Annotated in this window: 24 protein-coding genes; 17 read left to right on the top strand and 7 right to left on the bottom strand. The window is 64.2% G+C overall.

What is annotated here, in order from left to right; genetic code table 11:
* Positions 1–169: 169 nt before the first annotated feature.
* The gene (locus NUH86_RS09850; RefSeq protein WP_267252088.1) at positions 170–349 is read left to right on the top strand and encodes a YdcH family protein; all 180 of its coding nucleotides are present in this window, start codon (positions 170–172) and stop codon (positions 347–349) included.
* 117 nt (positions 350–466) lie between these two features.
* On the top strand, positions 467–937 hold the full coding sequence (locus NUH86_RS09845) for a DUF1465 family protein (protein ID WP_267249339.1): 471 nt from the start codon (positions 467–469) through the stop codon (positions 935–937).
* 50 nt (positions 938–987) lie between these two features.
* On the opposite strand, the gene radC is transcribed toward NUH86_RS09845, so the two are convergent.
* The gene (radC, locus tag NUH86_RS09840) at positions 988–1,725 is read right to left on the bottom strand and encodes a RadC family protein (RefSeq protein WP_416365317.1); all 738 of its coding nucleotides are present in this window, start codon (positions 1,723–1,725) and stop codon (positions 988–990) included.
* Between the two features lie 98 nt (positions 1,726–1,823).
* Between radC and NUH86_RS09835 the strand changes: the two genes are divergently transcribed.
* The 8 genes from NUH86_RS09835 (at position 1,824) to NUH86_RS09800 (ending at position 8,450) form a co-directional block, all read left to right on the top strand.
* The gene (locus tag NUH86_RS09835; RefSeq protein WP_267249338.1) at positions 1,824–5,060 is read left to right on the top strand and encodes an intermembrane phospholipid transport protein YdbH family protein; all 3,237 of its coding nucleotides are present in this window, start codon (positions 1,824–1,826) and stop codon (positions 5,058–5,060) included.
* On the top strand, positions 5,057–5,245 hold the full coding sequence (locus tag NUH86_RS09830; protein WP_013846310.1) for a YnbE family lipoprotein: 189 nt from the start codon (positions 5,057–5,059) through the stop codon (positions 5,243–5,245). Before NUH86_RS09835 ends, NUH86_RS09830 begins: the two co-directional genes overlap by 4 nt.
* Positions 5,242–5,643 (top strand): YdbL family protein, encoded by a 402-nt coding sequence (locus tag NUH86_RS09825; protein WP_267249337.1) that lies wholly within the window; start codon positions 5,242–5,244, stop codon positions 5,641–5,643. The genes NUH86_RS09830 and NUH86_RS09825 overlap by 4 nt, the downstream gene beginning before the upstream one ends.
* 177 nt (positions 5,644–5,820) lie before the next feature.
* Positions 5,821–6,144, top strand: coding sequence for an AtpZ/AtpI family protein (locus NUH86_RS09820; RefSeq protein ID WP_176595391.1), 324 nt, complete (start codon positions 5,821–5,823; stop codon positions 6,142–6,144).
* A gap of 48 nt (positions 6,145–6,192) precedes the next feature.
* Positions 6,193–6,978, top strand: a complete 786-nt coding sequence (locus tag NUH86_RS09815) for a F0F1 ATP synthase subunit A (RefSeq protein WP_267249336.1) — start codon at positions 6,193–6,195, stop codon at positions 6,976–6,978.
* Between the two features lie 56 nt (positions 6,979–7,034).
* Complete coding sequence (locus NUH86_RS09810; protein ID WP_004207392.1) at positions 7,035–7,262, top strand: F0F1 ATP synthase subunit C; 228 nt, start codon at positions 7,035–7,037, stop codon at positions 7,260–7,262.
* Between the two features lie 86 nt (positions 7,263–7,348).
* The gene (locus tag NUH86_RS09805) at positions 7,349–7,843 is read left to right on the top strand and encodes an ATPase (protein ID WP_267249335.1); all 495 of its coding nucleotides are present in this window, start codon (positions 7,349–7,351) and stop codon (positions 7,841–7,843) included.
* Positions 7,836–8,450: a F0F1 ATP synthase subunit B gene (locus NUH86_RS09800; RefSeq protein WP_267249334.1), complete on the top strand. Its 615-nt coding sequence runs from the start codon at positions 7,836–7,838 to the stop codon at positions 8,448–8,450. The genes NUH86_RS09805 and NUH86_RS09800 overlap by 8 nt, the downstream gene beginning before the upstream one ends.
* 90 nt (positions 8,451–8,540) lie before the next feature.
* On the opposite strand, the gene NUH86_RS09795 is transcribed toward NUH86_RS09800, so the two are convergent.
* Positions 8,541–8,960, bottom strand: a complete 420-nt coding sequence (locus NUH86_RS09795) for a sugar transporter (RefSeq protein ID WP_267249333.1) — start codon at positions 8,958–8,960, stop codon at positions 8,541–8,543.
* A gap of 105 nt (positions 8,961–9,065) precedes the next feature.
* Between NUH86_RS09795 and NUH86_RS09790 the strand changes: the two genes are divergently transcribed.
* Positions 9,066–9,569: a 2'-5' RNA ligase family protein gene (locus tag NUH86_RS09790; RefSeq protein WP_267252086.1), complete on the top strand. Its 504-nt coding sequence runs from the start codon at positions 9,066–9,068 to the stop codon at positions 9,567–9,569.
* A gap of 25 nt (positions 9,570–9,594) precedes the next feature.
* Here the strand turns inward: NUH86_RS09790 and NUH86_RS09785 are convergent, their stop codons facing one another.
* From NUH86_RS09785 to NUH86_RS09770, 4 genes are all read right to left on the bottom strand, one after another.
* Positions 9,595–10,821, bottom strand: coding sequence for an NAD(P)/FAD-dependent oxidoreductase (locus NUH86_RS09785; RefSeq protein ID WP_267249332.1), 1,227 nt, complete (start codon positions 10,819–10,821; stop codon positions 9,595–9,597).
* An 82-nt stretch (positions 10,822–10,903) separates the two neighbouring features.
* Positions 10,904–12,781 carry a molecular chaperone HtpG gene (gene htpG / locus NUH86_RS09780; RefSeq protein ID WP_267249331.1) on the bottom strand — a complete coding sequence of 626 codons (1,878 nt, stop codon included), beginning with the start codon at positions 12,779–12,781 and terminating at the stop codon, positions 10,904–10,906.
* A 73-nt stretch (positions 12,782–12,854) separates the two neighbouring features.
* Positions 12,855–14,246, bottom strand: coding sequence for a chromate efflux transporter (gene chrA, locus NUH86_RS09775; RefSeq protein WP_267249330.1), 1,392 nt, complete (start codon positions 14,244–14,246; stop codon positions 12,855–12,857).
* Positions 14,243–15,193 (bottom strand): chromate resistance protein ChrB domain-containing protein, encoded by a 951-nt coding sequence (locus NUH86_RS09770; RefSeq protein WP_267249329.1) that lies wholly within the window; start codon positions 15,191–15,193, stop codon positions 14,243–14,245. The genes chrA and NUH86_RS09770 overlap by 4 nt, the downstream gene beginning before the upstream one ends.
* 306 nt (positions 15,194–15,499) lie before the next feature.
* Here NUH86_RS09770 and NUH86_RS09765 point away from each other — a divergent pair, with 306 nt between their 5' ends.
* The 6 genes from NUH86_RS09765 to NUH86_RS09740 all read left to right on the top strand — a co-directional run bounded on the left by NUH86_RS09765 (position 15,500) and on the right by NUH86_RS09740 (position 23,559).
* Positions 15,500–17,905, top strand: a complete 2,406-nt coding sequence (locus NUH86_RS09765; RefSeq protein ID WP_267249328.1) for a TonB-dependent receptor — start codon at positions 15,500–15,502, stop codon at positions 17,903–17,905.
* Complete coding sequence (locus NUH86_RS09760) at positions 17,905–19,128, top strand: dipeptidase (protein ID WP_267249327.1); 1,224 nt, start codon at positions 17,905–17,907, stop codon at positions 19,126–19,128. Before NUH86_RS09765 ends, NUH86_RS09760 begins: the two co-directional genes overlap by 1 nt.
* A gap of 318 nt (positions 19,129–19,446) precedes the next feature.
* Positions 19,447–19,929 carry a spore coat U domain-containing protein gene (locus NUH86_RS09755; RefSeq protein ID WP_267249326.1) on the top strand — a complete coding sequence of 161 codons (483 nt, stop codon included), beginning with the start codon at positions 19,447–19,449 and terminating at the stop codon, positions 19,927–19,929.
* A gap of 12 nt (positions 19,930–19,941) precedes the next feature.
* Entirely contained in the window at positions 19,942–20,670 is a 729-nt protein-coding gene (locus NUH86_RS09750) for a molecular chaperone (RefSeq protein WP_267249325.1), read from the top strand.
* 136 nt (positions 20,671–20,806) lie between these two features.
* Positions 20,807–23,086: a fimbria/pilus outer membrane usher protein gene (locus tag NUH86_RS09745; RefSeq protein ID WP_267249324.1), complete on the top strand. Its 2,280-nt coding sequence runs from the start codon at positions 20,807–20,809 to the stop codon at positions 23,084–23,086.
* Complete coding sequence (locus tag NUH86_RS09740; protein ID WP_267249323.1) at positions 23,083–23,559, top strand: spore coat U domain-containing protein; 477 nt, start codon at positions 23,083–23,085, stop codon at positions 23,557–23,559. Before NUH86_RS09745 ends, NUH86_RS09740 begins: the two co-directional genes overlap by 4 nt.
* Here NUH86_RS09740 and NUH86_RS09735 read toward each other — a convergent pair.
* Complete coding sequence (locus tag NUH86_RS09735) at positions 23,553–24,539, bottom strand: PAS domain-containing protein (RefSeq protein ID WP_267249322.1); 987 nt, start codon at positions 24,537–24,539, stop codon at positions 23,553–23,555. The two genes, NUH86_RS09740 and NUH86_RS09735, sit on opposite strands and share 7 nt — an antisense overlap.
* Positions 24,540–24,772: the final 233 nt, after the last annotated feature.

The following is a 24,772-nucleotide window of genomic DNA, read 5'->3' as shown; positions in this document are numbered from 1 at the left end:
TGGATAATCGAATAAATCATGATTCACCGGGCTTGTCTTCGGGTGATTCGCGCTTTGCGACGGGACGCATGTAAATTTACGATGGTTCGTGCCGCCCCGCCGGGCTATCAAGGCGGGGTGGGACGGCAATGGGTGCGAAAGTAGGTGTATGGTGAGCCGCGAAGACATCATGCGTCGGCTGGAATTACTGCGAATCGAGCATCGCGACCTGGATAGCGCCATTGCCGCGCTGGTCGATTCCGGCGCGGGCGACCAGATGCAGGTGGCGCGCCTGAAGAAGCGCAAATTGCGCCTGCGCGACGAAATGGCGTTGCTGGAGGACCAGCTCGTCCCCGACATCATCGCCTGACCATTTTTGGGCGGATCGTGGTTAATGCCGTATCAAACCGCCCCCGGATGAGACAATTCGGGGTTAACGACCTCCATCGGACCTGACAAAGGCTGACCCTTATGGCAGATATCGTCCATGAAACTCGCCGCTTCTCTTGACCGGGGCCTGCATCGCCGCCTGGTCGATGGCCTTTATGTCGAAGCCATGGTCATGGCGGACGAAGCCCGTGCCTATTTCGATATTCGCGAAACATCCGATCCGGAAACCTGCGATCCCTTGCGCCGTGTCGCCTTTGCCTGCGAATCGCTCAAGGTGACGACCCGGCTGATGCACATCATCGCCTGGCTGCTCAGTCAGCGCGCCTGGCAGCGCGGCGAACTCGACGATGCGGAGATGCTGGACGAGAAATATCGCCTCGGCCACGCCGCCACGACCGATCCGGCGCTTTGCGCGACCTTTCCCTTCGCCGCCCGCGCCTTGATAGAGGGAAGCCAGGATATTTACGAACGTGTCGCCCGCCTGCAGGACCGCATGGCCCGCCCGCGCGCCCACGCCGAACCCAATCCTGCGCGCGCCTTGATGGATCGTCTCAACGCCGCTTTCTGACCGACAGGCGTGCCCGCTCGCCGAACGAGCGGTAGAGGGGAAGGCGATCCCTAAATCAGCCCCTTCGCGCGCAGGCTGCTATGCCCCTGCGACCCGATGATGATATGATCATGCACGGCGATGTTCAGCCGTTTCCCCGCCTCGGCGATCTGGCGGGTGATCTCGATATCCTGCCTGCTCGGTTCCGGCGATCCGCTGGGATGGTTATGGACCAGGATCAGCGCGGCCGAACCCAGATCGATCGCCCGGCGGATCACCTCCCGCGTATAGATCGCCGCCTGGTCGATTGAGCCGTCGCCCATATGTTCGTCGCGAATCAGCATGTTGCGACTGTTGAGGTGCAGCACCCGCACCCGCTCCACCGTCAGGAACGCCATGTCGGCGCGCAGATAGTCGAGCAGCGCCTGCCAGCTTGCCAGCACCGGCTTTTCCGCCACCTCGTTCCGCAGCGTCCGCAGCATCGTCGCCTGGACGATCTTGATCGCGGCGATGCTGGTGTCGCCCATGCCGGGCACGCGGGCGATGGCATGCCAGTCCGCCGCCATCAGCCCGCCTATGCCGCCGAATTCGCGCAATAACGACTTGGCCAGCGGCTTGGTGTCGCGGCGGGGAATGGCCAGCGCGAGCAGATATTCGATCAGTTCATGATCGTGCAGCGCCTCGCCGCCGCTGTCCGCCAGCTTCCGCCGCAGCCGGGCGCGATGCCCCGCGCCGTCATGGGCAGGCTTCAAATCCTTGTCCGACAATGCTTTCCTGGTCCCCCGTTCGCGGAGCGGGACGCTATTCATTGCGCATTTATGGGGCAAGGATATTTAAGGGCGGTCGGACGTTATGAAGGCGTTACGGATTTGAACATGCGCGTTGAAAGCCGGGGTTGACCATAGGCATGGACGATGAAGACGGCGAAAAGGAGATTCGCCGGGGCTGGCTCCGCTGGCTTGGAGTGGGGACGGGATCGCTCGCGCTGGTCCTCGCCGCGCTGTGGACGCAGCGCGCGCCCATCGCCGAAAATTTCATCAGCCGCGAACTCAACCGGCGCGGGGTGGAAGGCAGCTATGATCTGACGGACATCGGCCTGCGCACCCAGCGGATCGAGAATATCGTGCTGGGTGATCCCGCCCGCCCCGATCTGACGGCGCGCTGGGTGGAGGTCGACATCGCCTTCACCGGCCTCTCGCCGCAGGTGGCGGCGGTCCGGGCGGGGGGCGTCAGGATGCGCGGTTCGTTGCGCGATGGCGCGCTGAATCTGGGCGAGATCGACAAGTTTCGCGATCCCAAGTCCACCGCGCCGTTCAGCCTGCCGGACATCGTGCTGGGGTTGAAGGATGCGCGGTTGCGGCTGGATACGGACGCCGGACCGGTCGGCATGCAGATAGACGGTCAGGGGAATTTGCGGTCCGGTTTTCGGGGCAGGCTGGCGGCGGCGATGCCCCATGCGGGAAGCAAGGGCTGTGGCCTGGCCGGTATGCGGGCGATGTTGGATATCGCCATGCGGGATGGGCGTCCACATCTCTCCGGCCCGGTGCGCGGCGACGCGCTGGCCTGCCGCGATGCGGGCACGGCCATGGCGAAGCCGGCGGCCGATGTGGACGTCTGGTTCGGCAAGGCGCTGGATCGGTGGAGCGGCCATGTCGATCTGGCGGGCGAGGCGCTCAAATCCAACGGCATGGTCCTGGCGCGGCCTGTGGGCCGGATCGATTTCGACGGGACGGCTGCGTCCACCGCGGGACGGGCGCGAATCGGGGCGGCGGTCCTTTCGGCGGCGGGCGCATTGGCCGGACCCGCCGACTTCAAGGGCGCCTGGCATCTCGGCAAGGATGGAGCGCGGTTGCAGGGGCGTCTGTCAGCCCGGCAGTTGCGCCTTGCTGGTCGTGATCCTTTGGCGGACATGCGCGAATCGACCGCTGGGACGCCGGTGGGACCGCTGGCCGCGCGGCTGGCCGATGCCGTGCGGCGGGCGGAGACGGACAATGTCCTGCAAACCACGCTGGCCTTCGTTCAGAGAGAAAAGGGCGGCAGTCTGGTGTTGACCGGCACCCGCTTTTCGGCGCGCAGCGGTGCGCGGGCGGCCATTCCCGGAGAAGGGCGCGTGACGATAGGCTGGCCGGGCAAGGCCGGGGCAGCCATCGACTGGGCGCTGGACGGCGCGGTGACGACGGAGGGCGGCGGACTGCCCAAGGCGGCGCTGCGGCTGGGGCGGCGGCCGGGCGGCGGCTTCGGCGGACAATTGTTCCTTGAACCCTATGCGGCGGGCGACGCCCGATTGTCGCTGGAACCGGTGCGCTTCGTTGCCGGGCCGAAGGGAGATACGCGCTTCTCGACAAAGGTGCGGCTCGACGGACCGCTCCCGGCGGGCGGGTTGCGCGGGCTGGTGGCGCCGGTCGAAGGGCAATGGAGCGCCGACGGGAGGATGGCAATCAATCCGCGTTGCGTGCCGGTCTCCCTGATCGAGGCGCGCTATGGCAGCTTCACGGTTGGGCAGACCCGGCAGACCCTATGCCCGGTTGGGCAGGGACCGCTGTTCGCCACCGGGCCTTCGGGCGTGCGCGGCGGGGCGGAAATCCGCAATCTGGCGCTGGCGGGCAGGAATGGCGACAGCCCGATGCGCCTGGCCGCCGACAGGGCGCGGGTCGCCATCGGGCAGGAAGGTTTTGCGATCGTCAACGCCGATCTGGCGATCGGATCGGGAGATTCGCCGGTCCGGCTGACCGCCGCGACTTTGGAAGGCAAGGTTGCGGGCAAGGGCTTTGACGGCATCCTGACGGGCGCGGGCGGCAGGATTGGCGCGGTGCCGTTGATCGTCGAAAATGGCGCGGGCCGATGGAGCTTCGCGGGCGGGGCGCTGAAGCTGGCGGCGGGGGTGACGGTACGCGATGCGCAGGCGCCGGGGCGGTTCGAGCCGCTGAAGGCGCCCGATTTCGTGCTGACCCTGAAGGATGGGCGGATCGCGGCGACCGGCTCTCTGCGAGCGCCGCGCAATGATGGTCTGGTCGCGCGGGTGGTGATCTCGCATGATCTGGGGAGTGGCAGGGGCAAAGCCGATCTGGCCGTGCCGGGCTTGTCCTTCGGTCCCGCCTTGCAGCCGGAGGATGTGACCCGGCTGGCGCTGGGCGTGGTGGCCAATGTGACGGCGACGGTCAGCGGAGAGGGGCGCATCCGTTGGGACGGCGCTCATGTGACCAGCGATGGCCTGTTCCGCACCGATAACGCCAATCTGGCCGCTGCCTTCGGCCCGGTCGAGGGATTGTCGGGCGAATTGCGCTTCACCGATCTGCTGGGCCTGGTCAGCGCGCCGGGGCAGGAAGTGCGAATCAGGTCGGTCAATCCGGGCGTGGAGGTGCGCGACGGCCTGGCGCGCTATCGTCTGGAGGCTGGGCAGAAGGTACGGATCGAGGGCGGCGGCTGGCCCTTTTCCGGCGGTCAGCTTGTCCTTTTGCCGACGACCATGGATTTCAGCGCCGATGTCGACCGTTATCTGACTTTCCGGGTCATCGGGCTGGATGCGGGGGCCTTCATCCAGGCGATGGACCTCAAGAATATCTCCGCGACGGGGACGTTCGACGGCATCATGCCCCTGATCTTCAACGCGCAGGGCGGGCGCGTGGCGGGCGGCGTGCTGACCGCGCGGCAACAGGACATGCCGCCGCTGATGATGCCCGAAGGGGTGCTGCCGGTGATTCCCTGCGACCCTGCGCGCCAGTCGGGCACGCTTTCCTATGTCGGGCCGGTATCGAACGAGCAACTGGGGGCGATGGGTCGACTGGCCTTCGATGCGCTCAAGAATCTGCAATATAAATGCCTGACCATATTGATGGATGGCGCGCTGGATGGCGAAATGGTGACGAATGTCGTCTTCAACGGCGTCAATCGCGGGCAGATCGGCGGTGCGCCGGCGGGGCTGGCCCGCAATTTCACCGGCCTGCCCTTCATCTTCAACGTGCGGATCGCGGCGCCCTTCCGCGGGCTGTTGGGAACCGCCCAGTCCTTCATCGACCCGTCAATGCTCATACAAAACAGCATTGGCGACCAGATGCAGGAAAAGATGCGCCTGAAAATGGGGCAGGAAGGGGTTGCGGTTCAGCCCACCGAAAGCGAGACTATGCGAAACGGGGAGCAGAAATGAAGAAGCGAACGATCATGACGGCGGCTTTCGCCGGTTTGGCCTTGGGGGGCTGCATCCAGGTGAAGGCCCCGGACAAGCCGATCGAAATCAACCTCAACGTCAAGATACAGCAGGAAGTCGTCGTCCGCCTGCAGCGCGATGCACAGGACCTGATCCAGAATAACCCGGAGTTGTTCCCGCAATGACACGCAAATTTTTGATGATCGCCGCCACCGCCGCGGTTGCGTTGACGACTGGGATGGTCATGACTTCTCCGGCGCGGGCGCAGTCGGGCGCCGTGGCCACCGCCATGGCATCGGGTTCGGTTGGAGAGCAGGCTGACGGCTATCTGGGCATCGCCGGGTCGGTGAGCGACACGGTGCGGCAGGAGGTCGAATCGATCAATATCAAGCGCCGGGCAGTCTATACCGACCTTGCCGGCAAGCGCGGCGTGACGGTGCAGGATGTCGCCGCGGCGACCGGATGCCAGACGCTCAGCAGCCGTGTGAAGCCGGGTCAGGTCTACCGCATCGGCGCTGGCGCATGGCAGACCAAGGGCGCTGGACCGATCGCCCTGCCGGGCTATTGCGCGACGGCGGGCTGATTTTCCCGGCGCTGGCGGACTTTCGACCCCGCTTCGTTCGGACGGGAAATTCTCCTGTCCAACGACGGTTGACACTCCCGAAAGCCCTTTCTAAACGGGCCGCGCCTTGACGGGTGCAACCGCAACCGCCATGCCGCCTGACGTGGGGTCTTGAAGCCCTGATGGAAAGGATGGTCGATGGCGGCGGATGCACCGGGGCAAGACCCGGCGGGGGAAGATGCGCGGATCGCCTCTTTGGAGGAACGGATCGCGCAGGCCGAACACGCCGAAAAGGTCAGACAGGGGACACAGGTGCAACAGGCGGACGATGGTTCCCGCCTGGGCAACAGGGTTCTCGCGGAACTGATCGGCGGTCTTGCTGGCGGTGCCGTGGTTGGTGGGACTCTGGACTACTTTCTGCGGACATCCCCGTGGCTCCTGTTGGCATTCCTCGGTCTTGGGATCGTGGCGGCGTTCAGGAACATCATCAGATTGACGACGACGAAGCGTCCCGACCAATAGGGACGCTTTTGTCATAGTCCTTGAGATTAGGCGTTACAGGGGTCCAGCGTGGCAGAATCCGGCAAAATCGATCCGATGCACCAGTTTGCGATCGAACCGCTGTTCGGTACCGACCATCTGTCGATCGGTGGCTTCAACATCGCCTTCACCAACAGCGCGCTCTATATGGTGGCCGCCGCCGTGGTGCTGTGGATCTTCGTCGTCGGCGGCATGAAGCGGGAACTGGTTCCCGGCCGCTGGCAGATGGCGGTCGAATATATGACCGGCTTCATCAAGAGCCTGCTGGTCGCCAATGTGGGTGAGGGCGGCAAGAAATATATTCCTTACGTCTTCTCGCTGTTCATGTTCATCCTGCTGGCGAATCTGCTGGGCCTGCTGCCGCTGGGCCTGGTCGGCCTGCACCCCTTCACCTTCACCAGCCATTTCACCGCGACCGGCGTGCTCGCGATCATGAGCTTTTCGATCGTGCTGGCGGTGGGCTTCTACAAGCATGGCCTGCACTTCTTCTCGCTGTTCGTGCCGCACGGTACGCCGCTGCCGATGATCCCGGTCATTTTCCCGATCGAGCTGATCTCGTTCATGGTGCGTCCGTTCAGCCTGGGCCTGCGACTGTTCGTCGCGATGACCGCCGGTCACGTGCTGCTGAAGGTGCTGGCGGGCTTCGTCATCAACGCATCGAACGCCGGGGTCGGCTTTGGCCTCACCGTCGGCAGCGCCAGCTTCATCCTGATGATCGGCATCAGCGCACTGGAAGTGCTGGTGGCGGTGATCCAGGCCTATGTGTTCGCGCTGCTGACCTCGGTCTACATCAACGATGCCGAGAACCTGCACTAAGATTTTTCGTTATTTCACCCACGTTTGATTAGAGTTTGGAAAAGGGAGTTTACGACATGGACGCAGAAGCCGCAAAGCTGCTCGGTGCTGGCCTGGCCGCCATCGGTGCGGGCATCGCCGCCCTCGGTGTGGGCAACGTCTTCAGCTCGTTCCTGGAAGGCGCGCTGCGCAACCCCGGCGCTGCCGACGGTCAGCAGGGCCGCCTGTTCATCGGTTTCGCTGCGGCGGAACTTCTGGGTCTGCTGGCGTTCGTTATCGCCATGATCCTGGTGTTCGTGGCCTGATAAGCCGCTTTGGGACGGGCAGGGGGGCTTCGCGGCTTCCCATGCCCGTCCTATGATTGACCGCGCCTGATCGGACGGACCTGAAAATGCCTCAAATCGCGCAAATTGCCGAAACCTATTCATCGCAGATTTTCTGGCTGCTGTTGACCTTCGGCTTCGTTTTCTTCGTCGTCGGCCTGGGCATGGTGCCCAAGGTTCAGGCGACGGCCGACGCGCGCGACGCGAAGATCACCGGAGACCTGGATGCCGCCAAGGCGGCCTTCGCCCGCGCCGATGAAGCGGAGGCGGACTATCGGGTCCGCGACGCCGAAAGCCGTGGGGCCGCTCAGGCCATGCTGGCAAAGGCGAAGGCGGAAGCGGCCAAGGCCTCCGAAGTCAAGCTTGCGGCCGCAGACGCGGAGATCGCAGGCCAGATCGGCGCGGCCGAAGCCCGCATCAAGGCTGCCACCGACGCAGCCATGGCAGAGATTGAAACCGTTGCCGCTGACGCAGCGCGCGACATGGTGGTTCGTATTTCCGGCGTGGATGCGTCGGACGACGCAGCCCGCAACGCAGTAAAGGCGGCACTGGCCCATGGCTGAGGCAGCAGCACAGCATAGTGAGGCGGAAGTTCCGCATCTGAACGAGGCGATCCATTCGGAGGGGATGGAGCCGGTCGGCACCGTTGCCCATGAAGGCGTCGCGCCGCACAGCGATCCCAAGGCGGTCGGCATGGATGCCACGGCCTGGGTCAGCCTGGCGATGGCGGTGTTCATCCTGATCCTTATATTCAAGAAGGTGCCCGGCCTGATCGGCGGGGCGCTGGACAGCCGCATCGCTCAGATCAAGGCGCAGTTGGAGGAAGCTTCCAAGCTGCGGGCTGAAGCGGAAGCGCTGAAGGCGGAATATGAAGTCAAGCTGGCCTCGGCGGCTGGAGAGGCCGACGCCATGCGCAAATCGGCCGAACAGGAGGCCGCTACGCTGTTGGAAGATGCGAAGGCCAATGCGACCGCTTTGATCGCGCGCCGTCAGAAGATGGCGGAGGACAAGATCGGCGCTGCGGAGCGCACCGCGATCGCGGGCATCCGCGCCAGGGCGGTGAACGCCGCTACCAGCGCCGCCGCGTCGCTGATCGCGCAGGGGCATGATGCGAAGGCCGACAAGCTGCTGGTTGATGACGCGATCAAGGGGCTTGGACCCAGCGTTTGAAGCCTGTTTGAAGCTTTGGAAAAAAGGGCCGGTGCGGATTGTCGCAGCGGCCCTTTTTTTGGGCCAGCCTATGGCCTGGATTGGATCGGGTCAGCGGAGGATGCCCTTTGCGATCAGGCGGCTCGCATAGCGCCATTGGAAGATGGCGATGATCAGGATCACGGCCGGGAAGATCGCGGCGGTGGGGCCTTTGACCGCCAGTAGGTCGGTGTAGAGGAAGTTGTAGCCGAACTGCACGATCACCGCGATGATCGAGAGCAGGAACAGGGGCGCGGCGGCGGCCTTGTGGAGCAGCAGCAGGATCGCACCCAGCGCGCCCGCGCCGACCGCCACCGCATAGGTCGCCCAGACCCAGCCGGGCATGGCCGCGAAAATCCTGGCGGTATAAGGATCGGTTTTCGCCAATCGGTCGAGATCGGCGCTATATTGCATGATGAAAGCGGCCACCCCCAACAGGTTCCAGAGCAGCAAAAGGATTCCGATGGCTCGAAAGGATCGTGGAGCGGTCATGGCTGTTCCCCTCTGTCGGCGGCCTGCCTGCCGGGACCGCGGGGTAGATCATAGCGGTTGAGGGAATTTTGCGAAAGGAGATGTCGGCTTTTGACGGATGAAGCTTTGGCGGCGCCGATCATCGTGACGGCTTTGATAGGGGCGGCGGATTTCGCCTGGGCCGACGGCCTGCGCCGCGCGCATTTTCCGGCCGGGCGCAATCTGGTGCCAGCGCATATCACGCTGTTCCATCATCTGCCGCCCTCGGCCCTGGAGGAAGTGGCGTGGCGATTGAAGGGACTTTGCGCGGGTCCGTCGCCTGGCGCCAGGCTGACGGAGGTGATGTCGTTGGGAAGAGGGGTCGCATATCGGGTGGAAAGTCCCGAACTGATGGCGATGCGCGATGAACTGGCGGATGCTTTTGCTGGCTTGCTGACGCCGCAGGATCAGGGGAGCCCACGCTTCCATATCACGGTGCAGAACAAAGCCGAGCCAGCAGAGGCGAAGATGCTGGTGGCCGAATTGCGGCGGGATTTCCGTGCAAGGCCGCTTGTCATCGCTGGCCTTGCGGCCTGGCATTATCGCGGTGGTCCCTGGGAATTGGCGATGAAGGCCAGCTTTCGGGGCTGACCTTCATCCATTGTCCAGGCATCTCTCAGGCGAGGCCGACTTCCTTGAGGGGGACGGTTGCGTCGGCCAACTGCGCCTGATCCAGTACTGCGCCGGAAATGACATGGGCGCGGCCCTGCACATAATCCTTGACCGCATTGACGCAGTCGAGCGCGATCAGCTTGCCGCCCTTGAGGTACAGGACGGAAAAGCTGCGAGTGGCCGGATCGCCGCGCAGGATCGTCTGGTCGTGGCCGGTCGAAAGGCCCACGGTCTGGAGCTTCAGATCATATTGATTAGACCAGAACCAGGGCACGGCATGATAGGCTTCTTCCTTGCCCATGATGTGGTTGACGGCGGTCTTCGCCTGGTCATTGGCGTTCTGCACGGACTCCAGACGGATCTGCGCGCCGCGTGCGAAGCTGTTCGCATGGGCGGCGCAATCGCCCACCGCATAGATGTCGGGCAGGCTGGTGCGGCAATATTCGTCCACGTCCACGCCGTTGCCGCCCGCCGCGCCTGCCGCGATCAGCGGCCCGGTTTCGGGGATGATGCCGATGCCGACGATCACCATGTCGGTTTCGATCCGTTCGCCGTCTTGCATCAGCACGGCGGTCGCCTTCCCGTCGGTCACTTCGATGCAGTCCATGCGCGCGCCGGTGCGCAGGTCGACGCCATGGGCGCGATGTTCCGCCTCGTAGAAGCGCGACAATTCCTCGCCCGCCACGCGGGCCAGCACGCGGTCCAGCGCTTCCAGAAGCACGACCTTCTTGCCGAATTTCGAAAGGACGGCAGCCGCTTCCAACCCGATATAGCCGCCGCCGATGACCGTCACATGATTGATCCGGTCGATCTTCGCGATCATGGCGTCGACATCGTCGCGGCGGCGCACCGCGTGGACGCCGGAGGCATCGGCGCCGGTGCAGGTCAGCATGCGCGGGGAACCGCCGGTCGCCCAGATCAGCTTGCCATAGCCGATCTCCCGGTCGCCCGCGGTCACGAATTTGCCCACCGGGTCGACCGACTTCACGCGCAGGCCGAGCAGCATGTCGATCTTGCGCTCTTCCCAGAAGCTGGCCGGGCGGATCAGGATGCGGTCGAAGCTCTTGTCGCCCGCGAAATATTCCTTGGAGAGGGGCGGGCGTTCATAGGGCGGATCCTTTTCATCGCCCACCATCGCGACCGAGCCTTCGAAACCGAGCTGGCGCAGCGAAATGCCCGCCTGCGCCCCGGCATGTCCGGCGCCCACGATCAGAACGTCATAATAGCTCATCGACGCGCTATCCTCTCATTTTTCCTGTTGCCGGGTGATTGGCGCGCTTTCGCGGGACTGGCAAGCGGATTGTCGCTCGCCATCACCGGATTGCGCCACCGATCATGCGGGCGAGGCGGGCGGAAAAGGCGCGAGGGTCGGCGGGAAGCTCGCCATCCGCGATGCGGGCTTCGTCCAGCAGCAGGCGGGCGGCATCCTCGCGCAAGTCGCTGTCCTCGGTCAGCGCGCCGAGTTTTGCGATCAGATCGTGGCGGGGATTGATCTCCAGCACTGGCCTGGCCGCACTGTCGATCCGTCCGGCCCCGGCCAGCAGCTTTTCAAGCTGGCGGTCCATCGCATTGTCGGGCGCGACCAGGCAGACTGCGCTTTCCGTCAACCGTTCCGATGCGCGGACGTCGGACACTTCCTCGCCCAGCACAGTCTTCACATAGGCGATGAAGCCGTCGACCTCCGCCGATGCCTGCGCGGCGGGCGCTTCGCCCTCCGCCAGCGGGATCAGGCTCAGGTCGGCCAGACCCTGCGTCACCGACTTGAACGGCTTGCCCTGATAGTCGACCCCGGCCGTGACCCAGAAGCTGTCGACCTGATCGGTGAGCAGCAGCACTTCGATGCCGCGGGCGCGGAACCCCTCCAGTTGCGGGGAGGAGGCGAGGCGGTCGAGATCGGGGCCGGTGGCGTAGTAGATGGCGGTCTGATTGTCTTTGATCGCTTCGACATATTGTTTGAGCGAACGCCAATCTTCGCCGCCAGCCGTGGATTTGAAGCGGGCGAGGCCGAGCAGCGCCTCCCGCCGGGCGAAATCCTCGTACAGGCCTTCCTTCAGCACCGCGCCGAAATTGTCCCAGAATTTGAGATAGGCATCCCCATCCTTCTCGGCCAGCTTGTCGAGTTCGGAGAGGATGCGGTTGGCGACGCCCTTCTGAATGGCGGCCAGGACCGGGCTTTCCTGGATCATCTCCCGCGAGACGTTGAGCGGCAGATCGTTGCTGTCGACCAGCCCGCGCACGAAACGCAGATAGCGCGGCAATATCTGCGCTTCGTCGGTGATGAAGACGCGGCGGACATAGAGCTTCATCCGGCCTGCGCGATCCGGGTCGAACAGGTCGAACGGGCGCATGGAGGGCAGGAAGGCGAGGACCGAATATTCGTGCAGCCCCTCGGCGCGATAATGCAGCGTCAGCGCGGGTTCGTCGAACTGGCCGGCGGTGCTGCGATAGAAATCGGTATATTCCTCCGCCGTGATATCCGATTTCGGGCGGGTCCAGAGCGCCGCGCCGTCCGCGATCTGCTTTTCCTCCGCATCCGGCTTTTCCTTGAGGAAGATGGGGACCGGGACATGACCGGACTGCGCGGTGACGATGCGCTGGGTGGTGAATTGTTCGGTATAGCTGGCGGCGTCTTCCTTCAGGTGCAGGACGATGCGGGTGCCGCGTGCGGGGGCCTGGGCCGGGTCGACTAGCTGGATGGTGTAGCTGCCCAGACCCTCCGACGCCCAGTGCGCGGCGGTATCCGCCCCGGCCCGGCGGGAGAAGACGTCGACCTTGTCCGCGACCATGAAGGCGGAATAGAAACCGACGCCGAACTGGCCGATCAGTTGCGCGCCTTCACCTTCTTTCGCCGCCGTGACCCGTTCCATGAAGGCGCGGGTGCCGGATCGGGCGATGGTGCCGAGCGCCTCGGCCAGTTCGACCTCGCTCATGCCGATGCCGTTATCCTCGACGATCAACTGGCGGGCCTCGGGGTTGAGCGTGACGGTGATGCGCGGCTGGCCGTCGTCGCCCGCGAGCGCGGGATCGCTCAGCAATTCGTAGCGCAGCTTCTCGCAGGCGTCGGCTGCGTTCGAGATCAACTCGCGCAGGAAGACGTCCTTATCCGAATAGACGGAGTGCACCATCATGTGCAGCAGCCGGGCGACGTCGGCCTCGAAGGAACGGGTTTCGGGTGCAGTGCCGGTGGTCATGGCGGTAACGAAAACTCTCCCCATTGAAAACGAACCGTCAGATGGCGGGAGCGGGGACGGCTTTCAAGCCCCCTCAAGCGATCAGGATATAGGCGGCGCCCAGGGTTGCGCACGCGCCCAGCACCGGCAGCACGCCGATCCCGAACCGGAATATGGCGATCATCGCGCCGGTCGACAGCAGCAGGGCGGGGATATTGACGCTCGACAGCAGCGGCAGGTCGACTCCGCCGATCCGCCGGACCTGCGCGAACAGGGTGTGGATAGCGAACCAGATTGCGAGATTGAGGATCACGCCGACGACTGCGGCGGTGATCGCGGTCAGCGCCGCCGAAAGCGCCGGATTGCCGCGCAACCGCTCGATGAAGGGCGCGCCCGCGAAGATCCAGAGGAAGCAGGGGACGAACGTGACCCAGGTGGTGAGGATTGCGCCCAGCGTCGCGGCGACCAGCGGGTGCAGCACCCCGGAATCGCGAAAGGCGGCCAGGAATCCCACGAACTGCGTCACCATGATCAGCGGCCCCGGCGTCGTTTCCGCCATGCCCAGGCCGTCGAGCATTTCGCCGGGCCGCAGCCAGCCGAAGGTGCCGACTGCCTCCTGCGCGACATAGGCAAGCACCGCATAGGCGCCGCCGAAGGTGACGACCGCCATCTGGCTGAAGAAGCCGGCGATATGGGTGAACACATTGTCCGGTCCCAGGGCCAGGAACAACGCCAGCACCGGCCCCAGCCACAGCAGCAGCAATATCGCCGATATGCGCAACGACCAGCCCGGATGGGGGCGGGCATGTTCGGGCAATTGCTCACCCAATGCGGTGTCGCGGTCATGGACGACATTGCCGCTCCCCGGACCATGGCCTCCGCCGCCCTGGAACGCCATAAGGCCGCTGCGCCCGCCGATGAAGCCGCCCAGGCCCGCCGTCAGGATGATCAGCGGGAAGGGCGCGCCGAGGAAGAAGATCGCCACGAAGGCGGCGACGGCGATTCCGCGCATGACATTATTCTTCAGCGCCCGGGATCCAACCCGGACCACCGCCTGAATCACGATGGCCAGCACCGCCGCCTTCAGGCCGAAGAACAGCCCTTCGATAAGTGGCGCATGGCCCAGCAGGACATAGATATAGCTGAGGCCCAATATAGCGAAGAAGCCGGGCAGCACGAACAATATGCCCGCGATCAGCCCGCCTCTGGTCTTGTGCAGCAGCCAACCGATATAGATGGCCAGTTGCTGCGCCTCCGGTCCCGGCAGCAGCATGCAATAATTGAGCGCGTGGAGGAATCGTTCTTCCCCGATCCAGCGCTTTTCCTCGACCAGCAGCCGGTGCATCACGGCGATCTGCCCCGCCGGGCCGCCGAAACTGAGCGCGGCGATCCGCGCCCAGACGCGGGTCGCTTCGCGGAGAGAAATGCCGTGATCGCCATCGGACGGGTGGGGCGCGGGCGTGATGGAGGATGCGCTGGCCCTCATCGGTCCGTCTTTTTGTTGCTGAAAAAGGCGTGAAACTGGTTGAGCGCGTCGCTCGCCATGGCGATGCGCTGGACGTCGTCGTCGGTCGATGCGCAGACGCCTGACAATATGGCGCTCAGGCCGGGCGTTTCGGGCCGGGCGAACTTGCCGTCGCCAATGTCGAGATCATGGATGATCTCCCCGATCGCGACCAGTGCGGGGTCGTCCAGCAGACCCGCCCGCAGCAGCAATGTCTCAAAGCTGCAACGGTCGCTCTCATGGGTGAATTCGGCGTCCGCCATGTCGAAGCGCAGTTCGCCTGCCGCCGGATCATGATGGCGGCTGTCGACGAATTTGAAGCGGGCGCCGGGATCGATGAACCGGCGGATCAGCCAGGCGCAGGCGATGCGGTCGACATGGACGCCGCTGCGCGTCACCCAGACCCTGTTCGTCAGGTCGATCGCTTCGGTTTCGTCCGTGGGATCGGCGCGGCTGACGTCCGGATGCAGGTAACGCTGCCGGTCTAATTCCGCGAGCGCGGCTTCGGCCTCCTGCCGTCCATGGGCGCCGAAGAAATCCAGCCTGCCGATATCCTCGATCCGCTTTCGCAGCCGGGCGATGTCCGGGCCGCTGGCGGGGCCGGTTTCCAGGAGGCGGCGGGCGGCCTGCGCGATCTCCTCATAATCGGCGTTGCGGGCGCTATCGAACAGGGCGCGGACATCGCCGTCCGATTGACCGGCCAGCAGACGCGCCTCGATCAGGGTGGCTTCGCCGCCATTGGCGGTGATTTCCGCCATGAGGTTGCGGAAGGCGGCTGCGCTCTCCGCCGAATGGGGCAGGACATGGACGGCGTTCTTGAGCGGGACCGCGCCGATCCCTTGCAGCCGCCGCCATATCTTGACCCGCAAATAGGGCGGCTTGGCGGGAAGCTGGTGCAGCAGGGCCAGCCAAAAGGGAGTGTCGGTCATGATGCATATGTATCGATAATGGAAGTATGTAGAAATAGGAATATCATGGCGTAGCCCGTTTTTTGCAGCGTGGGCTTTGGGTCGACCGGCATCCCAGCGAATTTCGTTACGGATTGAGAATTACTCGTTTGCCGGTAGCGGATTTCCACCATCATTTCGTTTCACAAGAAAACCGAGAAAATCGGCTGGTGGCAGGGATGCGTCCGGCTTGCTTGTTATGTGGAGAGATGCAGCGCTGCGCGCCATGCACGGGCGCACGCCTGAACGGCCCATAACTGCCCGAAAAGGGCCGAAAGGGAGCCATTTATGCAGAAGTTCTTGTCCGTTCGCCGTGCCGCCCTGCTGCTGTCATGCTGCGCTGCCACCGTATCGCCCCATGCCTGGGCGCAGGAACCGGTTGCGGAAGAAGATGCCGGCACGATCACCGTCACCGGCCGCCGCATCTCCCAATCGGCGGAGGCCATCGGCGAGGACAAGGTGAGCAATGTCGTGGCGGTCACGCGCGAAGCATTGCTGTCTGCACCCTCTGGCATTTCGGGCCTGAAGATGCTGGAGCAACTGCCCGGCTTCAACGTGCAGACCGATGGCGCACTTGGCCTCTACGAGTTCGGCAACAGCGTCCAGACCCGCGCCTTCAACCTGGACCAGATCGGCTTCGTGGTCGATGGCATCCCGACCGGGCGCAGCGACGCCTTTGGTGGCAGCCCGGTGTTCCGCTATGTCGACAACGAAAATCTCGGCGTGGTGGAAGCTGCCATCGGCGCGGGCGATGTGGGCCTGCCCAGCTATTCGACGCTGGGGCCGGTGGTGCAATATAACAGTATCGCGCCGCAGGACGACATGGGCCTGTTCGTATCGCAGAGCTTCGGCGATTTCGATATGAAGCGCACCTTTATCCGCGTCAGCACCGGGAAGGTCGGACCGTTCAAGGCCTATGTCAGCCGCACGAAGCTGGACAGCGACCTGTGGCGCGGCCCCGGATCGGTCGACCGTGAACATTGGGAAGGGCAGATTCACGCCGATCTGGGCGGCGATAGCTGGGCGCGGTTCAAATTCGTGTCGAACGACTTCTTCGACTATGACTCGCCGACCATTACGCGTGGGCAATATAATTGCGTGTCACGCAATGCGCTGGGCCAGTGCGGTCGCGACTATGCCTATATCGAAAATGTACCGAATACGACGACGGGTTTTGGCCCCACGGCTCCAGGGATCTATTATTCCAACAGCGCTTATACCGCAGTGTATAATCTGGCCATCAACGTTCGCAAGGACAAGCTGTATGGCGCGACCTTCCACGCAGGCATCGCCGATGGCGTTTGGGCGGAATCCACCCTCTATTATGAGGATAAGGACGGTTACGGCGTGTCGCCCGACGCCTATGGCAGCACGACGCGGGGCGCGACCCCGGGCAGCTATCTGCGCTATCTTTATCAGTCGGAGGCGGGCCTTCCCGTCGTCGCGCCCAAGGGCGTGCAATATGGCTTGTCCGGCGTTGGCGGGGATCGTTACGGCATCACCGGCAAGCTGCATTGGGAAATTGGCAGCAACGCTCTGGAAGCAGGAGTCTGGGCCGAAACCGACAAATATCACCGTACCCAGGCGCGTTACAATACGGTCGACGGCGCACCCGACAGCGCGCCTAACCTGAATGAACTGGTCTATCTGCGCCGCGACTACCGGTCGAAGCGCGATATCTTGCAGGTGTTCCTGAAGGACACGCTGAAACTTGCGGACGAACGGCTGATCCTTGACCTTGGGTTCAAGGGGCTGGTGATGGATTATGCCCAGCGTGGCTATCGCGACTTTGACGACTATTACCGCACCACCGGAACGGGCCTAGCCACGCGGGGCATCGCGGGTTGGGGTCCGCAGGCCAACACCGCACATTACAAGGACATGTTCCTGCCCATGGCGGGCCTGCTCTACAAATTTGACGGACGGACGCAGGTTTTCGCCTCCTATGCGGAGAATATGGCCCTGCCCAAGGGCATGGACGATATCTATTCGGTGACGCGTCCTGGAACGTCCGCTCTCGTACCGCAGCCCGCGCCCGAACGGTCGAAGAATATGGAACTGGGCATCCGGACCAACCAGGGGCAAGTCTATGCGTCGTTGGCGGCCTTCTACACGAAGTTCGAAAATCGCATCCAGTCGATCACCAGCTTCGTGCCCGGCGGTGGCGCGTCGACGGAAACCTTCTATCAGAATGTCGGCCGGGTGCGTTCCTATGGCGTGGAATTCGCCGGCACCTACAAACCGTCCTTCCTGGACGGCCTCGCTTACGGCAACCTGAACGCCACCTACAACAACGCGAAGTTCAAGGACAACATCGTCGGCTCGACCGTCATCCCCCTCGCAGGCAAGTTCCTGCCGGACAGCGCCAAGTGGATCGTCAGCGGTGGCGTGACGGTGGAACCGGCAAGCTGGCTGGTCGCCAACTTCTCCGGCAAATATACCAGCAAGCGCTGGTCGACCTTCGTCAATACGCCGGGGTCGAGCGTGCCGGGCTACACTGTCTTCAGCGCCTATGTCGACATTGGGGACGGCCTCAGCTTCGGGCCGGTCAAGGGAATCAAGGCGCGGCTCAACATCGACAATATCTTCGACAAGGACACGCTTTCCTACATATCTGCCCAGCCATCGGGCGACGGCTTCTTCCGGCCGCTTTCTCCCCGCACTTTCCAGTTCACCATTTCGGGCGAGATTTGATGATGAAAAGGATGATGGCGGGGGCGGCGCTGATGGCGCTGCTCCCGTTCGGGGCCCATGCGCAGGATGTGCCCAAGAAGGTCTATCAACTCCATCAGCGGCTGCTGACGCTCGACAGCCATCTCGACACGCCCGCTTCGCTCGACCTGCCCGGCTGGTCGATCGAGGAGGAGCATGGCGTCCATAGCGATTATACCCAAGTCGACCTGCCCCGCATGAAGAAGGGCGGCCTCGACGGCGGTTTCTTCGCGATCTATACGCCGCAGGGGCCGCTGACCGTCGAAGGGTTCCGCAAGGCGCGGGATTTCGCGATCCTGCGCGGCGTGTCGATCCGCCAGATGGTCGCGGCGGACCCGGCGAATTTCACGCTGGCGCTGGAGGCGAAGGACGCCGCGCCCATCGCGGCTGCGGGCAGGCGGGTCGTCTTCATGTCGATGGAGAACGCCTATCCGCTGGGCGAGGATGTTTCGTTGCTCAAGACCTTCCACGACATGGGTGCGCGGGTCGTTGGCTTCGCGCATTTCGCGCATAATCAGTTCGCCGACAGTTCCACCGATCCATCGAAGAAGCCGCGCTTTGGCGGCCTCAGCCCGTTGGGGAAGGAATTGCTCAAGGAGATGAACCGGCTGGGCGTGGTGCCGGATGCGTCGCACAGCAGCGATCAGGTGCTGGACGACCTGCTGGCGTTATCCACCACGCCGGTCCTGCTGACCCATTCGGGTTGCAAGGCGGTCTATGATCATCCTCGCAACATCGACGACGCGCATCTGAAGGCTCTGGCGGCCAAGGGCGGGGTGATCCAGATGAACGCCTTCGGCGCCTATCTGCGCGCCTCCAAACCCAATCCGCAGCGGCAGGAAGCGTTGAAGGCGCTCTTCGGCCAGTTGCGGGAGGATGCCAAGCTGACGCCGGAGACGCGGGCGGAATTGCTGGCAAAGCGGCAGGAGATCGACCGGCTCTACCCCGAGACGGACCGGGCGACCTTCGACGATTTCATGGCGCATATGCTCCACGCCCTGAAGGTGGCGGGGCCGGATCATGTCGGCATCGGCCTGGACTGGGACGGTGGCGGCGGCGTCGTCGGGCTGGAGGATGTGGTCGGCCTGCCCCGGATCACCGCTGCCCTGCTGGAAGCGGGCTATAGCGAGGCGGACGTCCAGAAGATCTGGTCGGGCAATGTCCTGAGGGTTCTGGCCGCAGCGGAAGCGGCCAAGGGACCATAGGCGTTCGCTTGACGCTGCTTGCGTCGGCCGGGACATCGTCAAACCGAAGCAGGGGTCGCCTTCAGAAAGCGACCCCTGACCTGTATCGGGACGTCACCAGTGGCGTGCCGAACCATTTTGATGCAGCGGGATCGGATGCATGTTTGATGTGCGTGCTTCCCTGTTTTTCGTCCGACTTACTTCCATGCCTGAATTATGCCCCGCCGCATTTCCATGGGCGGCCGCGTGAAGGAAAGGCATCGCTAACCCTTCCCTAACCTTTTCGGTCCAAAACCTGATTTAGATTAAGGCGTAACAACTTCGTGTTGGGGAGGCGTCATGCGCAAAATAGGCGCGCTGATCATATTGTTCCTGGTGCCGGGTACGGCGCGGGCGGCGGATGCGACGACGACCATGGGAGTGTCGGCGACGGTTTTGAACGCTTGCCTGGTATCGGCGACCAACATGGCCTTCGGCAATTATGATCCGACATCATCGGTTCCAACCGATGCCACCAGCAGCATCAGCGTGACATGCACGCCGGGAACGTCCTTCAATGTCGGATTGAATTCCGGCGCGACCGGTGGGGCGACCGTCACTACCCGGCAAATGCTGAATGGCGCCAGTCCACTCGACTATTCGCTCTACACTAATGCCGGGCGCAGCGCCAACTGGGGCAATACGCCAGGCTCTGACACGGTTGCGCAGACGGCGTCGGGCATCACGCCCATGTCATTCACCGTCTATGGCAGAATTCCAGCGCAGCAAAGCGCGGTGTCGGGCAGCTATACGGATACAGTCACCGTCACCGTCAGCTATTAACTGAGGCCAGTCATGACAGAAAAATGGCATGGGGCCAGATCCATCGGGATTCTGGCCGGGGGATTGTGCGCGCTGCTTTCCGCGATGGGAATGCGGGCGGAGGCGGCGACTCTGCGCGTCCTGCCGGTGCGCGTCGAACTGGCTGCCGGAAAACAATTCTGCGCCCTGACAATCGCCAATGACGATGCGGCTTCCACGACTCTCCAGATCAGGGGCTATGGCTGGCGCAAGGATGGGGAAGGCAATGACCGGTTGGATCCGGACGCGGGGCTCGTGGTCAATCCATCCATCGTCAGCATCCCGGCCGGGGAAACGCGCCTTGTCCGGTGCAGCCTGCCGGCCGGAGGGGGCGCGCGTGAGGAAAGCTACCGGTTGGTCATTGACGAATTGCCCACCGGCCCGGTCGCGCCCGGCATGTTGCGGACATTGCTGCGCGTCAGCATCCCGCTCTTCCGCGCACCGGCCAACGCGGCGCCGATGCTCAACTGGGCGGTGGTGAAGGGCGCCGATGGGCAGCCACGGATCGCCCTTGCCAATCAGGGCGACCGGCATGTTCAGGTCGCGGCGGTCATCCTGCATCCCGCCGGTTCCGGCAAGGCGGTGAAGCTGGAGCGCGGCTTTTATCTGCTGGCGGGTGGCCGCATCGAATTGCCGCTGGCATCGCAAGCTGCCATCGCCAGGGTGGAAGTGCAAACAACCAGGGGAACGCTCCCGGCGTCCCGGGCCGTCGGCGAGCGGTGAGGGCGCGCGACGGATGGCGCGCGTCATGGCTTGGGAAGGCGGGGCTTGGGAAAGTAGGGCCGGGGAAAGCAAGGGGCGATCCGGCCCTTTCCTGGGCATGCTGGCGATTGCCCTGTGCCCGCTATCATGTGCCGCCATGGCGTCCGATCTTCCGGTCGCGGTCGCGACATCGATGCCCGCCAGGTCCGTCCCGGCAAGGATATGGGCGATGCCCGTCGGGGTCGTCATCAACGGCCGTTCCCTCAGCGAAACGGGACTGGTGGTGCAGACCCAGGGCCAATTGTTCGTCCGGGGGGACATGCCGGGTCAATGGGGCCTGCGACTGCCGGACGGGTTGGCGCGCATCCGGGTGGACGGCGCCGACTATGCTTCGCTGGAGGGGGTGCCCGGCCTTTCGGCAAGGCTGGATGGCGGTGGAGCGACGCTGTTGATCGACGCCGAACCTTCGCTGTTTTCCGCCACGCATTTCGGCACGGCCCGGCATGGCCTTCCTGTCATGGAGGCCATTTCCGCCCAATATGTGGGTTATGACCTGTCTCTCTCGCGGTGGAGCGGGAAGTGGGCCGCATCCGTCCTTCTGGATGCGGGAGCGTCCGGCGACTGGGGCGTGATCGGCACCACCGCCTTGCTGCAAAGGGGCATGGACGGCCCGGGCGCGGTCCGGCTGGACAGCAATTTCATCCGCGATTTCCCTGATCGGCGCCTGCGGCTGACGCTGGGCGACACGGTGACGCGGGGCGGCGACTGGAACCGACCGGTCCGTTTCGCGGGGATCAGGCTGGGCACGGACTTCGCCTTGACCCCTGACGACATCACCTATCCGCTGCCCCGGCTTTCCGGATCATCCACCCTGCCTTCGGTCGTGGAGCTGGCGGCGGTCAGCAGCCGTCAGAGCATGGCGGTGCAGCCCGGCGATTTCGCCATCGATTATCAGCCGGTCTTCACCGGCGCCGGGGAAGTGACGATGACGGTGCGCGACGCGAACGGCGCGGCGCGCACCGTAACCCAGAGCTTTTACACCAGCCCGCGCCTGCTGCGCGAAGGAATCGACGATTTCTCGCTGGAGGCGGGCGTTCCGCGCAGGGATTTCGGTGGCAGCAGCTTCGCCTATGGCGCGCCCTTCGCGGCCGGATTCTGGCGTCATGGGCTGGGCGACGGGCTGACGCTCGCCGGGCGCGCGGAGGCGAGCGGCGATGTGCGGATGGCCGGGCTGGGGCTGGGCGCGATTCTCTCCTCCTGGGGGGAGGTCACGCTGTCGATGGCGGGGGGCCAAAGCCGCTGGGGCACGGGCCTGCTCTGGCGGGCGCAGGTTCAGCGGATCACGTCCCGCTATTCCGTGACGGCCAGCTATATGCGGCAGGATGCCGCCTTCGTCCAGGTGGGCGTTGAAGACCCGTTGCCCGGCAAGCGGCGGGAATTGATCGTGGCGGGCAGCCTGACGCTGGGAAGGCGGGGCAGCATCAATGCCGACTATGTGGAAAATGACGGGGACGGCGGCTATCGTTTCGCCACCGGTTCCCTGTCCTATGCGGCCAGCCTGGGTCCGGCCTGGGTCACATTGGGGGCGCGGCGGACGCGCTTTTCCGACAGCCGGAACAACAGTCTTTTCGGATCGCTCACCCTGCCCCTCGGCACCCGGTCGAACGCCGGCCTGTTCGCCCAGGGGAGTCGCATTGCCGCCAGCGTCAGCCAGACGCCGCCGCCCGACAGCGGCTGGGGCTATCGCTTCCTGGCCGCGCGTCAGGATGGCGACATGTCGCAGTGGGAAGCCGGGGCGACATGGCGCACGGCGGCGGGGGATGTCGATATGTCGATGGCGCGCATGGCCGGTGCTGGCGGCATGCGCCTTCAGGCCCATGGAGCGCTGGTGCGGGCAGGGGGGCAGATCGTCGCGACGCCGCAGCTAGACTATGCCTTCGCCGTGGTGGATGTCGGCGCGGATCAGGATGTGACGGTCTTCTTCGAAAGCCGCCCCGTTGCGCGCAAGGCGGGGCTGGGCAGGCAAGCGGTCGTCACGGGCCTGCAACCCTATGCGGCCAACCGGATCGCCATCGATCTGGACGACCTGCCGATCGACGCTGTCGTGACGTCGGCCGAACAGGTTGCCGTTCCGGGCTATCGGCAGGCCGTCGCGATCCGTTTCGCCCGGACGTCGGCCCATCCCGTCACATTGCGGCTGGTGGACAAGGACGGCGCTCCGGTCGAGCAAGGATTGACCGTCATCGTCGAGGGGGCCGAGTCGGGCGTTTCCGGCCATGACGGCGAAATATTCCTGGCCGATGCCCGGGCAGGGCAGGACATATTGCTGACCGGACCGGCCAAGATCTGCCGCGCCATCGTCCCGGCCTTGCCGGATCGGTCCGGCATGACCAGGATAGCTCCGGTGCCCTGCGCGCCGGATGGGGAGGGGAAATGATGAAGGCTGTCGGATATATGCTGGCCGCTCTTGCGGGCATGGCGCTGACGCCGCCGGCATGGGCCTGCACCCTGTGCAGTTGTTCGGCCTCCACGACCGGCGTCAGCTTCGGCAGCTATGACCCCACCTCGCCCGGTCCGAAGGATGGGGCGGGCGGCGTGACGCTCAGTTGCACGGGTCTCGTTTCGCTGGCCGGGACGATCGACATCGCGATCAGTCCAGGATCTTCGGGCAACGCCCTGGCGCGGCAAATGACGCAGGGAAGCGCGCGGTTGAACTATAATCTCTATACCAACGCCAGCCGCACCACCATCTGGGGAACGGGTTCGGGCGGCACCGCCATCGTGTCCGCGATGCTGACCGGGCTGCTGAGCTTCAGCCAGACCGTCTCGGTCTATGGACAGATACCGGCGGGACAATGGCCGCAGGCTGGCCCCTATTCCGACAGCGTGATCGTCACCATCACTTATTGACCCTTTGATCCTGTCCCCTCTTCCGGGTGGGCGCCGCCGGGAAGCGGCCATAGCGGGTTCGTCCCTATCAGGAAGACGCCGCCCGCCTGCCCATCGGCGGACAGGATAGGCGTCGCGCCGATCCAGACGGTTCCGCTTCCCGCATTGCCCACCAATCCCGCGGTCATGCCGAACGGCTTGCCGGACGTCAGCAGTCCTTCCACGGCGTCGCTGATCGCACCGCGGCTGGAACCGTCGAACAAGGCGGCAAATCGGACACCCAGAATCCGGCTTTCCTCCGTTCCCACCAGATCCGCCAAGGCCGGCGACATGTCCGTTACCATGCCCCGGACATTGAAGGCGCCCCGTGCCAGTCCGGGCAGGCTGTCGGTCAGATTTTCATATGCCGCGATCCGTGCATCCTGGGTACGCAAGGACAGCCTGTCGGTCACTTCGTCCGCCAATATGGCGAAGCCGCCGGGGAAAGCGGAAATCTGGACGCGATAGACCAGCGATAGCCGACCGGTGAAGCTCTGTTCGAATTCTTCCGGCACGCCCGTGTCGCGGACCCTTTCCAGCGCCCGCAGGACGAAATGATGATCCGGCCTGGCCAGCACTTGCGAAAGCGGCGCGCCGCGCACCTCCTGCTCGCTGACCTCCAGCCGCTTCCGCGCGGCCAGGTTGATGCGCGTGAGGTTCAGTTCCTGGTCGGCCAGAATGACCTGCGTCGGGATCATGTCCAGCAGGACATCCAGTTGCGCGGCGGGATGATCGGGGTTGGCGGGACGATGCCGGTCAGCGGACAGACGAAGGAAGGATTCGGTCGAAATCAGGGTCAGGCCGACATGGCCGTGATTCAGGATATGGACGGGTTCGGTCAGCGCCTGGCGCGAATGTACGGCGAAATGCCGAATCAGCGCGGTCGCGGTGACGACCTGACCCGGCGGCAGATCGTCCGCCTTAATGTCCGCCCCTCCACTCGACCCGTTCGGTATCCGCATAATATGTTCGACCCTTTTGGTTCTATCAAAACGGAATCGTAATGAATTCGGGCGTCCGGATCAAATGCTCCCGCGACTCAATGTCTGGGCGGGCAGAATGAGGATATTGGCCGACGAACGGTTAAAATCCGGGGGGGCGTCCGCCCGATACATATTTTGCGTAAAATGCCGTCTGCCCGCCTTGGCGGGCCTTTAGCGGTGATGCTTTCATTTTCACCCCGTGGGGATGCGGG

The sequence above is a fragment of the Sphingobium sp. JS3065 genome (assembly GCF_026427355.1).
Lineage (GTDB): Bacteria > Pseudomonadota > Alphaproteobacteria > Sphingomonadales > Sphingomonadaceae > Sphingobium.
This window is presented reverse-complemented; position numbering and strand designations above follow the sequence as displayed.